Here is a 14,442-nt window from a genome sequence, read left to right as displayed (position 1 = left end):
CTTTTCCCACAAGGTTTTTGTTCCCTTTTCGTTCCTATATGCACTGCTGCTGATTGTCAAGGAATGGCAGCAATGCCTAGGGCCTTCATATGGGTTTCAAAACAGCACTTGCCAAATCAATAAGTATCAACTTATGCTTTTGTCATGATCGAAGCAGAGATTTTCCGCGCCCTGGCCGACCCGACACGCCGCGCCGTCTTCGAGCGCCTCGCCACAAGCGAGATGAGCGTGTCGGAATTGCGCAGCGGCCTGACTGTGTCGCAGCCGGCCGTCTCACAGCATCTGGCGGTGCTGCGTGGCGCGGGCCTCGTGGTCGAGCGGCGGGCCGGCCGCAACGCCTATTATCGTGCCGATCCTCAGGGGCTTGCCCCCTTGCTCTCCTGGATCGAACGCTACCGGACCTTCTGGCCGGAGCGCATCGAAAGGCTGAAGACGGTTTTGAAGGACATGGATCAGTGAAGGAAGTCGGATCAATGAACGCCGAAAGCCAAAGCGAAGCTGCCTCGGATGCGCTCGAGTTCGAATACGACCTTGCGGAGCCGCCGGAAAAGGTTTGGCGGGCGCTGACGGTTCCGGAACTGCTCGCCGCCTGGATGATGCCCAACGACATCACGCCGGAAATCGGCAATCGTTTTGCCTTCGCCGGGATGGACGCTGCGATCGAATGCGAAATCCTCGACGCCGAGCCCGAACGCCTCCTGCGCTATTCCTGGCGAGAGCAGCCGGACGATCCCGCACGGCAGGATCCTCTCGATAGCGTCGTCACCTTCACGCTCGCCCGCACCGTTTCGGGCGGCACGCATCTGCGCATCGTCCATGACGGATTTTCCCGCAAGGCGATGCCTGCCGTCGCCATGGCAGGCGCCGGCTGCCGGCTTTCGCTGGGGCCGCGCGGGGCAGGAAAGCCCATCGCGGCGAACACACCGCGCCTTGTGCTGCGTGCGGCCTGAACACGTAAATCGGAGAAGAAAATGAGCGGTATTGCCAGTCTGGTGCCGATGGTGGTCGAGCAATCGAGCCGCGGCGAACGCGCCTTCGACATTTTCTCGCGGCTGCTGCGCGAGCGCATCGTCTTCATCAATGGCGAGATCAACGACGACGTCTCGGCGCTTGTCTGCGCGCAGCTCTTGTCGCTGGAGTCGGATAACCCCGACAAGGAGATCTCGCTCTACATCAACTCGCCGGGCGGCGTGGTGACCAGCGGCTTCGCCATCTACGACACGATGCAATATGTCAGCTGCCCGGTATCGACCGTGTGCATGGGTTTTGCCGCCTCGATGGGTTCGTTCCTGCTGATGGCGGGCACGCCGGGGCGCCGCATCGCGCTGCCGAACGCCACCATCCTTCTGCATCAGCCGCTGGGCGGCTTCCAGGGCCAGGCTTCCGACATCCAGCGCCATGCCGAGCGGATCGGCAAGACCAAACGGCATATGGCCGAACTCTATGCCCAGCATTGCGGCCGCAGCTATGAGGAGGTCGAACGCACGCTCGACCGCGACCATTTCATGACCGCCCGCGAGGCCCAGGCATGGGGTATTGTCGACCACGTTTTCGATACGCGCAAAAGGGCGGCATAAACCCAAGCCAGATCGGATTCCTGGCGGTTGTCGAAGATTTGACGACACCGGTCTGGTTCCGGCAGCGGCTCGTCCCTATAATCCGGGAATGATCGACACTTATTCGCCCAGGACGTCGCATCGCGTCATCGCCGCCGCGGCGCTCACTTTCGCCAGCCTTGCGAGCGGCATGGCACTCGCCGACGACAGCGCACCGCCGGCGCACAAAGGCGCCCTGCCCGGCGTGGCCGGCGATTATCGCATCGCCAAGCCGGCTCCCCAACCGGAACCCGACGACGCATTCCCCAGCAACGGGAACGGCACGTTCAAGATCGGCGATACCGATGTCAGGATTTCCGGCAGCATCACGGTCGATATGGCCACGGGCGGGTTCAAGCCCCCGAGGTGAGCAGCCCTCCACCAGGGCCAGTTCAGCCATTTCCTCAAAAGAACAGCCCCGCCGTGCCTTGGGCAAACGGACGGGGCTTTTCTGGATCTCAAATCCATTTTTTGCCGGGAGTGTACTGCCGGCGTTGGATTTCGGATGCTTCGCGGCGTCAGCCGACGATCCGACTAGCAGTCTCTAATTTTTAGGGAATACGGCAAGTCACGGTTTGCCGGGCGGCGCAAACGCTAAACCCTGGCACTTATGCCTGCCGCGGCTCCAACGAGACGTGGAGCCCTTGGGGACTGTCCGGTGGCGTCATGCTCCGCTCCTGTGTCCGTTGCGACATTGCCGTCGCGAAGCGCAAATCGCGAATGCCTGCGGCGTCTCGCAGGCCGCCTTGGGGCGGCGAGGCCATCGAAAGACGGCCGGCTTCGCTGACTGCCCAAGACTGCTCCTGTGAGCCGGCCGCGTCAACCATCAATAGCCGGTTACGGAAAAATGTGATCGCCGGGAGGTTACGTGCCAGTCAGTTTTCTGAAAACAGCCGTGCCAGTTTTTGCACAGCTTTGTCAGGAGCGTGTTCAGCCTTTGTTCTTTCCGCTTGCCCGTTCGCGCGAAAGGCGGTTAAACGACTTCTGTCGGGAGTTATGGGCGTCTCTCGACGTGGCGGCAAAAAGACCTACATAGGGGATGGCCGGGAAGAACCAGCCAATCCCACGAATTCCAGATCTGAGGCGGCGACCGGCTATGGCCGACCATAAATTCCTTTCCATTCGCGGGGCGCGCGAACACAATCTGAAGAACGTCGATCTCGACCTGCCGCGTGACAGCCTGATCGTCATGACCGGCCTGTCCGGCTCCGGCAAGTCGTCGCTCGCCTTCGACACCATCTATGCCGAAGGCCAGCGCCGCTATGTCGAGAGCCTGTCGGCCTATGCCAGGCAATTCCTCGAAATGATGCAGAAGCCTGACGTCGACCAGATCGACGGCCTATCGCCTGCCATCTCCATCGAGCAGAAAACCACCTCGAAGAACCCGCGCTCGACGGTCGGCACCGTCACCGAGATCTACGACTACATGCGCCTGTTGTTTGCCCGTGTCGGCGTGCCCTACTCGCCGGCCACCGGCCTGCCGATCGAGAGCCAGACGGTCAGCCAGATGGTCGACCGGGTGCTGGCGCTCGAGGAAGGCACGCGCCTGTTCCTGCTGGCGCCGATCGTGCGCGGCCGCAAGGGCGAATACCGCAAGGAATTGCTGGAATTGCAGAAGAAGGGGTTTCAGCGCGTGAAGGTCGACGGCGTCTTCTATGAGATCGCGGATGTTCCGGCGCTCGACAAGAAGTACAAGCACGACATCGACGTCGTCGTTGACCGCATCGTCGTGCGCGGTGATCTTGCCACGCGTCTTGCCGACTCCATCGAAACAGCGCTGAAGCTTGCCGAGGGGCTGGCGGTGGCGGAGTTTGCCGACAAGCCGCTCGATTCCAGCCAGACCGGCGAGGATTCGGTCAACAAGTCCAAGAACGAGACGCATGAGCGCATCCTGTTTTCGGAAAAGTTTGCTTGCCCGGTATCCGGTTTCACCATTCCCGAGATCGAGCCGCGGCTGTTCTCGTTCAACAATCCGTTCGGGGCCTGCCCGACCTGCGACGGTCTCGGCAGCCAGCGCGCCATCGACCCCAATCTCGTTGTGCCGGACGAAAACGTGTCGCTGCGCGACGGCGCCGTCAGCCCGTGGGCGAAGTCGACCTCGCCCTATTACGTGCAAACGCTCGAGGCATTGGGCAAGGCTTACAATTTCAAGCTCGGCGACAAGTTCAAGGATCTGAGCACCGAGGCCCAGGACGCGATTCTGCGCGGCACCGGCGAGCGGGAAGTCACCTTCCAGTATGATGACGGGCTGCGCTCCTACAAGACGACCAAGACCTTCGAAGGCGTCATCCCCAATCTCGAGCGGCGCTGGAAGGAGACCGAATCCGCCTGGATGCGCGAGGAGATCGAGCGCTTCATGTCGGCAACGCCCTGCCCCGCCTGCAAGGGCTACCGGCTGAAGCCCGAGTCGCTGGCCGTGAAGATCGCCGGCAAGCATATCGGCGAAGTCACCGAGCTTTCGATCCGCAAGGCCGACCAGTGGTTTACCGACCTGCCGCCACATCTCAACGACCAGCAGAACGAGATCGCGGTGCGCGTACTCAAGGAAATCCGAGAACGCCTGCGGTTCCTCAACGATGTCGGGCTCGACTATCTGACGCTGTCGCGCAATTCCGGCACGCTGTCGGGGGGCGAGAGCCAGCGCATCCGGCTGGCCTCGCAGATCGGTTCCGGCCTGACCGGCGTGCTCTATGTGCTGGACGAGCCGTCGATCGGCCTGCACCAGCGCGACAATGCGCGCCTGCTCGATACGCTGAAGCATCTGCGCGACATCGGCAACACGGTGATCGTCGTCGAACATGATGAGGACGCCATCCTGCATGCCGACTATGTCGTTGACATGGGACCGGCGGCCGGCATCCATGGCGGCGAGATCATCGCCCAGGGCACGCCGCAGCAGGTGATGGCCAACCCCAACTCGATCACCGGCAAGTATCTGTCGGGCGCGCTTGAAGTCGCCACCCCTGGTGTTCGGCGTGAGGCGAAAAAAAACCGGCGCCTGAAGGTCGTCGGCGCCCGCGGCAACAATCTGAAGAACGTCACCGCCGAAATCCCGCTCGGCACCTTCACCGCCGTCACCGGCGTGTCGGGCGGCGGCAAGTCGACCTTCCTGATCGAGACGCTGTTCAAGGCGGCCTCGCGCCGCATCATGGGTTCGCGCGAGCATCCGGCCGAGCATGACCGCATCGAGGGGCTCGAATTCCTCGACAAGGTCATCGACATCGACCAGTCACCGATCGGGCGGACACCGCGTTCGAACCCGGCCACCTATACCGGCGCCTTCACGCCGATCCGCGACTGGTTCGCGGGCCTGCCGGAGGCCAAGGCGCGCGGCTATCAGCCGGGGCGTTTCTCCTTCAACGTCAAGGGCGGCCGCTGCGAGGCCTGCCAGGGCGACGGCGTCATCAAGATCGAAATGCACTTCCTGCCCGACGTCTACGTCACCTGCGACGTCTGCCACGGCAAGCGCTACAACCGCGAGACGCTCGACGTGCTGTTCAAGGGCAAGTCGATCGCCGACGTGCTCGACATGACGGTCGAGGAAGGCGTCGACTTCTTCGCCGCCGTACCCGGCGTGCGCGACAAGCTCGACACGCTGAAGCAGGTCGGCCTCGGCTACATCCATATCGGCCAGCAGGCGACGACGCTGTCGGGCGGCGAGGCGCAGCGCATCAAGCTCGCCAAGGAACTGTCGCGCAAGGCGACCGGCAAGACGCTCTACATCCTCGACGAGCCGACCACCGGCCTGCATTTCCATGATGTCGCCAAGCTGTTGGAAGTGCTGCATGAACTGGTCGACCAGGGCAACACGGTGGTGGTCATCGAGCACAATCTCGAAGTGATCAAGACCGCCGATTGGGTGCTCGATCTCGGTCCCGAAGGCGGCGATGGCGGCGGCGAACTGGTTGCCTCGGGCACGCCGGAAGCGATCGTGCGCGAAAAGCGCAGCTACACCGGCCAGTTCCTCAAGGAGCTGCTGGAGCGGCGCCCCGGAGGCAAACGCGAAGCGGCTGAGTGATGGCTGAGGATGGTCTGATCACGGCCCAGAGCCGTTTTGGCGTGACCGAAACCATCGATCGCCTTGCTGAGGTGGTCAAGCGCGCGGGCCTGCTCGTCTTCGCACGCATCGATCATGCCGCCGGCGCGCGCGATGTCGGCGCCTCGCTGCGGCCGACCGAGTTGCTGGTTTTCGGCAACCCCAGAGGCGGCACACCGCTTATGCAGGACAGGCAACTTGCCGGCATCGACCTGCCAGTGAAGGCGCTGGCCTGGGAGGATGAGGACGGCAAGATCTGGCTGTCTTACAATGATCCGAACTGGATCGCCGCGCGCCATGGCCTGGGCGAAGCCAGCCGCGCCGCGGTCGCGGCGATGGCTGCCGGCATGAAGAAGGCGATCGCCGCTGCCACTGGAATGGATCAATCATGAGGCTTGCCCACTCCGAAGATCTCGCCGCGATCGTCGCGCTGACGGAAGCAGCCTACGCTCCCTACAACGCCATACTCGACGCACCGCCGATCCCGGTGACCGAGGACTATGCGCCGCGCATCGCCAACGGCGAGGTCTGGCTGCTGGAGAGCGGCGATGGGCTTGCCGGAGTGCTCACACTGGAGCGGCACGAGGATCACGCGATGATCTTCTCCGTCGCGGTGTCGCCCACCTTCCAGGGCAAGGGTTTCGGCATAAAGCTGCTCAATCACGCGGATCAACAGACGCGCTTATGGGGCCTGCCGGAGATACGGCTCTACACCAATGCGAAAATGGAACGGAACATCGCGCTCTATCTCGCTTACGGCTATCGCGAAACGGGTCGCCGGCCCAATCCTTACAGGCCAGGATGGGTGCTGGTCGACATGGCAAAACCGGTCGACGAAACCACGACGGTCTGATTTTTCTGAATTTGGCCAGACTTCTGCATTCGGGAGGACGACAATGAGCAAATCGGGAACAATCCGCTCCGGCATGGGCGGCTGGACCTTCGAGCCTTGGGACACGTCCTTTTATCCGGACAAGCTTCCGAAGGCCAAGCAGTTGCAATACGCCAGCCGGCAGGTGCCGAGCATCGAGGTCAACGGCACCTATTATTCCAGTTTCAAGGAACCGACCTTCGTCAAATGGGCCAGCGAGGCACCGGACGGCTTTGTCTATTCGCTGAAAGGCAACCGCTTCGTCACCAACCGGCGTGTACTGGGCGAAGCCGGTGAATCGATGTTGCGCTTCCTCGGTTCCGGCGTTGCCGCTCTGGGCGACAAGCTCGGTCCGATCCTGTGGCAGTTCGCGCCGACCAAGAAATTCGATCCGGACGATTTCGAAGCCTTCTTGAAACTGCTGCCGGAAAAGCAGGATGGTGTCGCGCTTCGCCACGCACTCGAAGTGCGCAATGACAGTTTCATCGTGCAGGAATTCGCCGCGCTCGCGCGCAAATACAAGGCTGCGATCGTCTATGCCGACCATGCCAAATATCCTGATATCGCCGATGTGACCGGCGATTTCATTTACGCCCGGCTGCAGACCGGCTCAGACGACAATCCCGACTGCTATACGCCGAAGGGGCTCGATGAATGGGCGGCACGTGCAAGGATCTGGGCGGAAGGAAAGCAGCCGGCCGACCTGCGGCGTGTCGACCCCGCCACCGACGCTCCGGTGCAGCCGCGCGACGTGTTCGTCTACTTCATCACCGAGGGCAAGGTGCGCGCGCCCTTCGGGGCGATGGCGCTGATGAAACGGTTGGCGGACTGACGAGCAACAGGCCACATGCCATAAGCGCCACCTATGCGTCTTGCCCTTGGCAAAGCGCCTTTTGATGGCATCTTCGCCGCCATCGTAACCTTATCGACACTTCCTTGCTGCATGAATGCGGCGACGCCAAGCCGCAGAACTGGAACCGCCGCCGGCAAGGAAAGAGGGGCATGTCGCTCGACTACACTTCGCTTCTGCTGGCTGTCGGATTCTCCGCGGCCTGCCTGAGTTTGACATTGTTCGGCATGTGGCTAACCGCCCGTTCGGAGCGTTTTCTGCTGACATGGGCAATAAGCCTCGTGTTCGTGGTCGGCGATATCTTCTTCTATGACGCCTATATCGACATGCCCGGGCGGCTGCTCGGCATCGCCGCGCTGGGTTTCCTGCTGATCGGCTTTTCAACCATGCTGGGCGCTGCCTATCAGTTCAGAACGGGCGATTCACCGGTCAGGCGAACGCTGTTGGGTTGTATTTCGCTGGTGGTGACGCTGCCCCCCATGGCGCTGGGCTATGACGGCCTGGGCTTCATATTCGAGAACTCGTTCGCGGCCTTGCTTCTGTTCGCCACCGCATTCGAATATTGGAGGTGCCGGAACGAGGCCCCTGCCCTGACGATCGGCATCACCGCGCTCTATTCGGCCACCGCCACGTCTTTCGCGCTCTGCGCCATGGTTCTTGCCTGGGATGGAAAACTGGTCCTGGGGCACGCACCAAGCAACTGGGCGGAGGAACTGAGCCTCATCGTGGTCATCGCCAGCATGACGGGTATTGGCGCCCTGTCGCTTGCGCTCAATCAGGGTCGTCTGGCGAGGCACCATCGCCGCGATGCCCTGACCGATCCCTTGACCGGACTGCTCAACCGGCGCGCCCTGTTCGACATGCATGGCGGTGTCCCGGTCGGCGCCTTTACCGCTGTCGTCGTCTTCGACCTCGACAACTTCAAGGCCATCAACGACGAATACGGCCACGCGGCGGGCGATGAGGTGCTGAAAGTGTTCGCCGGGGAACTCGCCGGCAATCTTCGCCAGGCCGACGTCGCGGCGCGCATGGGCGGCGAGGAGTTCGCGCTGGTGTTGAAGCGCACTCTGCCGGAGACGGTTGAAGAAGCCGCGGAGCGCATCCGGACCGCTTTCGCAACGCGCTTGATTGAGACCGAAAACGGTTCCCTGAACTGCACGGTCAGTGCCGGCTTTGCATTCGGCAGCAAAGAAGGCCTCAGCTTCGACAAGGTGCTCAGCGCCGCCGACAAGGCGCTCTATGACGCCAAGCGTGGCGGCCGCAACCGTGTCACTGCCTCCCCGTTCCGACGCGCGAGCTGACCTCGCTTACCGCCGCTTTCCGATGCGGCCAAGATGGGTGTGGTCAAAGCCTTCCGGAAATTTCAGGCCATAGCCCAGCATGCGGTCAAATCCCGCATGGGCAATCCAGAGCCATCCGAAACCGGCAAGAAGCGGAGCCGGCGCGAGGAGGCCAATTGCAAGCACAGCCGCGCCGAAGCCGTAGATGTGGACCGCGTTGTAGATGAACGCGCCCGTCCTGGCCCCCAGAAGATAGCCAAGGAAGCTGAGGTCGGGGGCGAAAAACGCCAGCAGCGCTCCCCACCATGGTATCGACCCATTGCCGTGCCAGAAGAGCAGGAGACCTGCCCCGAACAAGATAGCCCCCTCGAAGCGCTGCCATAGGACGGTCTCGGCCATCATCTGCTCCCTGTTGAGTTTGCTCGTTCGACGATCTCGCGGCTAAGAGGCGACCTCTTCATGCGTCGCCCCCCGGATCGCGGCCACGACGCCGGCCAGATTGTTCATGCCCCAGTGTTCGGCGTAGCGGTCGTCGCGAACGCGCACGATATCGATGACATCGATGGCGATCGGCGCATTCGTGGGACCGGCTCCCAGCAATCGCCCCGTGAGAATACCGGTGACAGACTTGCGCGTCGTCACCATGTCGCCCTCTGCGATCTGGTCCTCGATCCTGACGCAATCGCGATCCGCACGGGCGCGTTGGATTGCAGTCCGGCTAGAGAACATTCTGGACGAGGACGACCGCGAGACGCTGGCAGCAGCGATCGTGCTGCTGGAACGCATGGCATCGCCCGGGCCGGATTGATGGCCGTGGATATCAGCCAGGTCGGAAAGGAAACGAGCCGGCTATGGACAAGAGTTTTCGACCAGACACCGGGCCTTTTACGATGGGATAGCGAGGCGGCCCCGGCCAATCTATGCCGCCATGACGATCTCATTGAAGGCATCGAGGTCGACGTAGAAGACCTTGGTGATCTCCTCGATCAGGTCGTCGTATTCGCAGCCCTGTGACCTCAGGATGTTGATGGCGGCGATGATGTCGACGCGTTCGGTAAGCCGCCGCTTCTGGTAGTCCTCGATGTAACGTTCCATGGCTGTCCCTTAGCCTGCTGTGTGCCCAAACGCGTTTGAACGACAGAGATCGCAGGAGGGAAGCTAGGAAGCCTTGCTTGCGTGGAACTTGCCCGGCCTTCGCCGCGCCTTCGATCTGCGATAACCAGACTGATACGGAAGCGGCCGACTCACAAAGCCAAGAAAAAGACTAGCATGCAGTCCCTGATGCACCAGAGACGCGAATGGCCGGATGAAAGAAATATTGGACTTGCCAAGGAATTCGAACCAGAAGCTGAAGTGCCGATTCTAGACCGTGAGAAATTTGCGGACATCAGCCCGGTCCAAATCTTCTGCCGGGCCGGTGTGGACGATCTGGCCACGATCCATGATGTTGACCTCGTCAGCGAGTTCGCGACAGAAGTCGAGATACTGTTCGACCAGCAGCACCGCGATGCCGGCCTGGTCGCGCAGATAGTGTATGGCGCGGCCGATATCCTTGATGATCGACGGCTGGATCCCTTCCGTCGGCTCATCCAGCACCAGAAGCTTCGGCCGCATTACCAGCGCCCTGCCGATGGCGAGTTGCTGCTGCTGGCCGCCGGAAAGATCGCCGCCACGGCGGCCAAGCATCTGCTTCAGCACCGGAAACAGCTCGAAGACATGCGCCGGCACGTTGCGGTCGGCACGCTTCAATGGCGCAAAGCCGGATTCCAGGTTTTCGCGCACCGTGAGCAGGGGAAAGATCTCCCTGCCCTGCGGTACGAATGCGATGCCCGACCGGGCGCGGTCATACGCCGCGCTCCGGTCGAGCGCCTTCCCCTCGAAGGCAACGCTTCCGCTCGTCAGCCTGTGATGGCCAACGATCGATCTCATCAAACTGGTCTTGCCGACGCCATTGCGGCCGAGCACGCAGGTGATCTTGCCGGCGCCCGCCTTCAGCGAAACACCACGCAACGCCTGGGCGGCACCGTAGTGGAGCGTGGCGTTTGAAACCTCGAGCATGTCTCAGCGCCTTTTCCAGAACCGGAGAAAGGCCAGATCGAAGCGATGGAATTGGACCCGCCAGATCATGCTCACCTCCCCAGATAGACTTCGACGACACGCTCGTCGGCCGAGACAAAATCGAGTGTGCCTTCCGAGAGCACGGAGCCCTCATGCAGGCAGGTCACCTTGACGCCGAGTTCGCGCACGAAATGCATGTCGTGCTCGACGACAATGACCGAATGGTCGCGCGCAATGTCCTTGAGCAGCCGCGCGGTCTCCTCGGTCTCGGCATCGGTCATCCCGGCCACCGGTTCGTCGACCAGAAGCAGCTTCGGATCCTGTGCAAGCAGCATGCCGATCTCCAGCCACTGCTTCTGGCCGTGACTGAGGTTGGCCGCCAGTTCGTTACGTTTGTCGCCCAGCCGTATGATGCCAAGAATATCATCGATCTGGCGTGCCTCGGCGGCGGAGCGGCGGTGGAACAGCGCCGGGAAGATCGAGCGCGGCCCCTTCAGCGCCAGCATCAGATTTTCCTCGATCGTGTGGCTCTCGAAGACCGTCGGCTTCTGGAATTTGCGGCCGATGCCCATCATGGCGATCTCGGCCTCGTCATGCCTTGTGAGATCCACCTGGCCGTCGAAGAACACTTCGCCTTCGTCGGGCCGCGTCTTGCCTGTCACGATGTCCATCATCGTCGTCTTGCCGGCGCCGTTGGGGCCGATAATGGCGCGCATCTCGCCCTTGTCGAGCACAAGAGACAGGTTGTTGATGGCGCGAAAACCGTCGAAGGAGACCGAGACGCCGTCGAGGTAAAGGATGGTGTTCGACTTCGACATCGCTTACTCCGCCGGCTGCGGTTCGTGGCTGGACGACGACCAGTCGCCGGGCTTTGTCGCCGCGCTGCGAACGATCTTCGCCGGCGCCGGGTCGCCATCGGTGCCGGCCTCTTCGGCCAGCGATGCCGCCCGCAAGGCCCTGGCGTTGCCGCGCCAGGAATCCCACATGCCGATGATACCCTTCGGCAAGAGCAGCGTGACGGCGACGAACAACCCGCCCAGCGCAAACAGCCAGAGTTCCGGCAGCACGCCGGTGAACCAGGATTTGCCGGCATTGACCAGCAGCGCACCGATGATCGGCCCGACAATGGTGCCACGCCCGCCGACGGCCGCCCAGATCACCACCTCGATCGAATTGGACGGCTCGAATTCGCCGGGATTGATGATGCCGACCTGCGGCACGTAGAGCGCGCCGGCAATGCCGGCCATGACGGCCGAGACGGTGAAGGCAAACAGTTTCACGTTCTCTGCCCGCCAGCCGAGGAAGCGCGTGCGGCTCTCGGCGTCGCGCACCGCCATCAGGAGCTTGCCGTATTTGGAACCGACGATCGCCCAGGTAACGAACACGGCGAGCGCCAGCATCGCCGCGCTGACGGCGAAAAGAGCCGAACGGGTCGCATCGGCCTGCACGTTGAAGCCCAGAATATCCTTGAAATCGGTCAGCCCGTTATTGCCGCCGAAACCCATGTCGTTGCGGAAGAAGGCCAGCAGCAGGGCATAGGTCATCGCCTGGGTGATGATCGAGAGATAGACGCCGGTGACGCGGCTGCGGAAGGCGAACCAGCCGAAGACGAAGGCAAGCAGGCCGGGCACGGCAAGCACCATGAGCGCGGCGAACCAGAAATGGTTGAAGCCATACCAGAACCAGGGCAATTCCTTGTAGTTCAGGAACACCATGAAATCCGGCAGGATCGGGTTGCCATAGACGCCGCGCGAGCCGATCTGGCGCATCAGATACATGCCCATCGCATAGCCGCCGAGCGCGAAGAAGGCGCCGTGGCCAAGCGAGAGGATGCCGCAATAGCCCCAGACCAGATCCAGCGAGAGCGCCAGCAGCGCATAGCAGAGATACTTGCCGGTCAGCGCCACGATATAGGACGGGATGTAGAACGCGCTTGCCGGAGAAACAGCCAGGTTGAGCAGCGGCACGATGATGGCCGCCGCCAACAGGACGAAAATGGTGATGGCGATGCGGCGGTCCGCGCCGGCGGCGAAGAAGCGTCCCGTGATCATGCTTCCACCGCCCTGCCCTTGAGCGCGAACAGGCCGCGCGGCCGCTTCTGGATGAACAGGATGATCAGCACCAGCACGACGATCTTGCCGAGCACCGCGCCGGCATAGGGCTCGAGGAACTTGTTGACGATGCCGAGTGAGAAGGCGCCGACCAGCGTGCCCCATAGATTGCCGACGCCCCCGAAGACGACGACCATGAAGCTGTCGATGATGTAGCCGCGGCCGAGATTGGGCGAGACATTGTCGATCTGGCTGAGCGCGACGCCGGCGATGCCGGCAATGCCGGACCCCAGCGCGAAGGTCAGCGCGTCGACCCATGGCGTTCTGATGCCCATCGAGGCGGCCATGCGGCGGTTGGCGGTGACGGCCCGCATCTGGAGGCCCCAGGGCGTGCGCTTCATCACGTAGAGCAACACGCCGAAGACGGTGAGCGCGAAAACGAGGATCCACAGACGGTTCCAGGTGATGGCCAACTGGCCGACATCGAACGAACCCGACATCCAGGAGGGATTGCCGACCTCCTGGTTGGTCGGCCCGAAGATCGAGCGCACCGCCTGCTGCAGGATCAGCGACACCCCCCATGTCGCCAGCAGCGTCTCCAGCGGCCGGCCATAGAGGAAGCGGATGACGCCGCGTTCTATGGCGAGACCAACCAGTGCGGCGACCAGAAAGGCAAGCGGCAATGCGATCACCAGCGACCAGTCGAACAGGCCGGGAAAGGATGTGCGGATCACCTGCTGGACGACGAAGGTGGTGTAGGCACCCAGCATGACCATCTCGCCATGCGCCATGTTGATGACGCCCATCACGCCGAAAGTGATGGCGAGCCCGATCGCGGCAAGCAGCAATACCGAACCCAGCGAGATACCGTACCAGATGTTCTGTCCGGCATCCCACAGGGCCAATGTCGAATTGATGTCCGCGATTGCGGCTGTCGCGGCTTCCTTCACGGCGCCCGAGGCGTTGGCCTCGACCGACGTGAGCAAGGAGACCGCATCGCGGTCGCCACGCGCGCCGATCAGTGCGATCGCCGCAAGCTTGTCGGCATCCGGACGGTCGGAGACAAGAACCGAAGCGGCGCGGGCCTGTTCGAGCAGAGCCTTGACGCTGACAATCGTCTCCTTGGCGATCGCCGCGTCGAGTGGCTCTATATTGGCGGCGTCGGGTGTCTTGAACATGGTGGCGGCGGCGGCGATGCGGACGGTCGGATCCTTGGCGCCAAGCGTCAGCGTGCCCAGCGCATCGCGAATGACGCGGCGCAGCGTGTTGTTGACCTTGATCTTGGTGATGCCGTCCTTGGCCGCCTCGCCGGATGCTTCGCCGCTCAGCGGGTCGGAAAGCTGGACGCTTTCGCCGGCTTCCTTGCCTATGAACACCAGGGAATCGGCCTTGCGGATATAAAGATTGCCGTCGGCGAGTGCGGAAAGCGTCCCTTCAACGGCCGGGTCACCGGTGGCCGCCAGTTCGTGAACGACAGTTCCGATCTCCGAAAAACCCTTGGCCGTCGCGAATTTGGCAATGATGCCACGCAGTTCGGCTTCCCCTGCTCCCGATGACGACAGCGTCGCCAGCAGGAACAACAGCGTCAGCCCAATCATGCGGAACAGGTTCATCGCTTCAGGTGACTTCCGAAAGGTTGATTTCGCGCCGGGCGGACTGGAGGAGAAAGCCCGCCCGGCGCGCTTGCGGTCATGGGCCTGG

At 62.4% G+C, this 14,442-nt stretch carries 16 protein-coding genes; 9 read left to right on the top strand and 7 right to left on the bottom strand.

The window, feature by feature from the left end; translation table 11 throughout:
* Positions 1-144: 144 nt before the first annotated feature.
* The 9 genes from EB231_RS20020 to EB231_RS19980 all read left to right on the top strand — a co-directional run bounded on the left by EB231_RS20020 (position 145) and on the right by EB231_RS19980 (position 8,653).
* Entirely contained in the window at positions 145-459 is a 315-nt protein-coding gene (locus EB231_RS20020) for an ArsR/SmtB family transcription factor (RefSeq protein ID WP_015317709.1), read from the top strand.
* 14 nt (positions 460-473) lie between these two features.
* On the top strand, positions 474-950 hold the full coding sequence (locus EB231_RS20015; RefSeq protein ID WP_172350385.1) for an SRPBCC family protein: 477 nt from the start codon (positions 474-476) through the stop codon (positions 948-950).
* A gap of 21 nt (positions 951-971) precedes the next feature.
* The gene (locus tag EB231_RS20010; protein ID WP_172350384.1) at positions 972-1,577 is read left to right on the top strand and encodes an ATP-dependent Clp protease proteolytic subunit; all 606 of its coding nucleotides are present in this window, start codon (positions 972-974) and stop codon (positions 1,575-1,577) included.
* 88 nt (positions 1,578-1,665) lie between these two features.
* Positions 1,666-1,965: a hypothetical protein gene (locus tag EB231_RS20005; protein WP_172347038.1), complete on the top strand. Its 300-nt coding sequence runs from the start codon at positions 1,666-1,668 to the stop codon at positions 1,963-1,965.
* A 726-nt stretch (positions 1,966-2,691) separates the two neighbouring features.
* A complete protein-coding gene (gene uvrA / locus EB231_RS20000) occupies positions 2,692-5,613 on the top strand; it encodes an excinuclease ABC subunit UvrA (RefSeq protein ID WP_172350383.1) in 2,922 nt (973 codons plus the stop codon).
* Complete coding sequence (locus EB231_RS19995) at positions 5,613-6,023, top strand: DUF302 domain-containing protein (protein ID WP_172350382.1); 411 nt, start codon at positions 5,613-5,615, stop codon at positions 6,021-6,023. The genes uvrA and EB231_RS19995 overlap by 1 nt, the downstream gene beginning before the upstream one ends.
* Positions 6,020-6,484: a GNAT family N-acetyltransferase gene (locus tag EB231_RS19990; protein ID WP_172350381.1), complete on the top strand. Its 465-nt coding sequence runs from the start codon at positions 6,020-6,022 to the stop codon at positions 6,482-6,484. Before EB231_RS19995 ends, EB231_RS19990 begins: the two co-directional genes overlap by 4 nt.
* A 43-nt stretch (positions 6,485-6,527) precedes the next feature.
* On the top strand, positions 6,528-7,334 hold the full coding sequence (locus EB231_RS19985; protein ID WP_172350380.1) for a DUF72 domain-containing protein: 807 nt from the start codon (positions 6,528-6,530) through the stop codon (positions 7,332-7,334).
* 170 nt (positions 7,335-7,504) lie between these two features.
* The gene (locus EB231_RS19980) at positions 7,505-8,653 is read left to right on the top strand and encodes a GGDEF domain-containing protein (protein WP_172350379.1); all 1,149 of its coding nucleotides are present in this window, start codon (positions 7,505-7,507) and stop codon (positions 8,651-8,653) included.
* 6 nt (positions 8,654-8,659) lie between these two features.
* On the opposite strand, the gene EB231_RS19975 is transcribed toward EB231_RS19980, so the two are convergent.
* From EB231_RS19975 to urtB, 7 genes are all read right to left on the bottom strand, one after another.
* On the bottom strand, positions 8,660-9,031 hold the full coding sequence (locus EB231_RS19975; protein WP_172350378.1) for a DUF4260 domain-containing protein: 372 nt from the start codon (positions 9,029-9,031) through the stop codon (positions 8,660-8,662).
* A 42-nt stretch (positions 9,032-9,073) separates the two neighbouring features.
* Positions 9,074-9,418, bottom strand: coding sequence for an ester cyclase (locus tag EB231_RS19970; protein WP_172350377.1), 345 nt, complete (start codon positions 9,416-9,418; stop codon positions 9,074-9,076).
* A 132-nt stretch (positions 9,419-9,550) separates the two neighbouring features.
* Positions 9,551-9,727, bottom strand: a complete 177-nt coding sequence (locus EB231_RS19965; protein ID WP_172350376.1) for a hypothetical protein — start codon at positions 9,725-9,727, stop codon at positions 9,551-9,553.
* Positions 9,728-9,994: 267 nt separating this feature from the next.
* Positions 9,995-10,690: an urea ABC transporter ATP-binding subunit UrtE gene (gene urtE, locus EB231_RS19960; protein ID WP_172350375.1), complete on the bottom strand. Its 696-nt coding sequence runs from the start codon at positions 10,688-10,690 to the stop codon at positions 9,995-9,997.
* 71 nt (positions 10,691-10,761) lie between these two features.
* Positions 10,762-11,508: an urea ABC transporter ATP-binding protein UrtD gene (urtD, locus tag EB231_RS19955; protein WP_056576773.1), complete on the bottom strand. Its 747-nt coding sequence runs from the start codon at positions 11,506-11,508 to the stop codon at positions 10,762-10,764.
* Positions 11,509-11,511: 3 nt separating this feature from the next.
* Positions 11,512-12,741: an urea ABC transporter permease subunit UrtC gene (gene urtC / locus EB231_RS19950; protein WP_172350374.1), complete on the bottom strand. Its 1,230-nt coding sequence runs from the start codon at positions 12,739-12,741 to the stop codon at positions 11,512-11,514.
* Complete coding sequence (gene urtB / locus EB231_RS19945) at positions 12,738-14,354, bottom strand: urea ABC transporter permease subunit UrtB (protein ID WP_172350373.1); 1,617 nt, start codon at positions 14,352-14,354, stop codon at positions 12,738-12,740. Before urtB ends, urtC begins: the two co-directional genes overlap by 4 nt.
* Positions 14,355-14,442: the final 88 nt, after the last annotated feature.

Source organism: Mesorhizobium sp. NZP2298 (assembly GCF_013170825.1).
In the GTDB taxonomy this organism is placed as follows: domain Bacteria; phylum Pseudomonadota; class Alphaproteobacteria; order Rhizobiales; family Rhizobiaceae; genus Mesorhizobium.
Note: the sequence above shows the minus strand (reverse complement) of the source record. Positions and strands in the feature narration are given on the sequence as shown.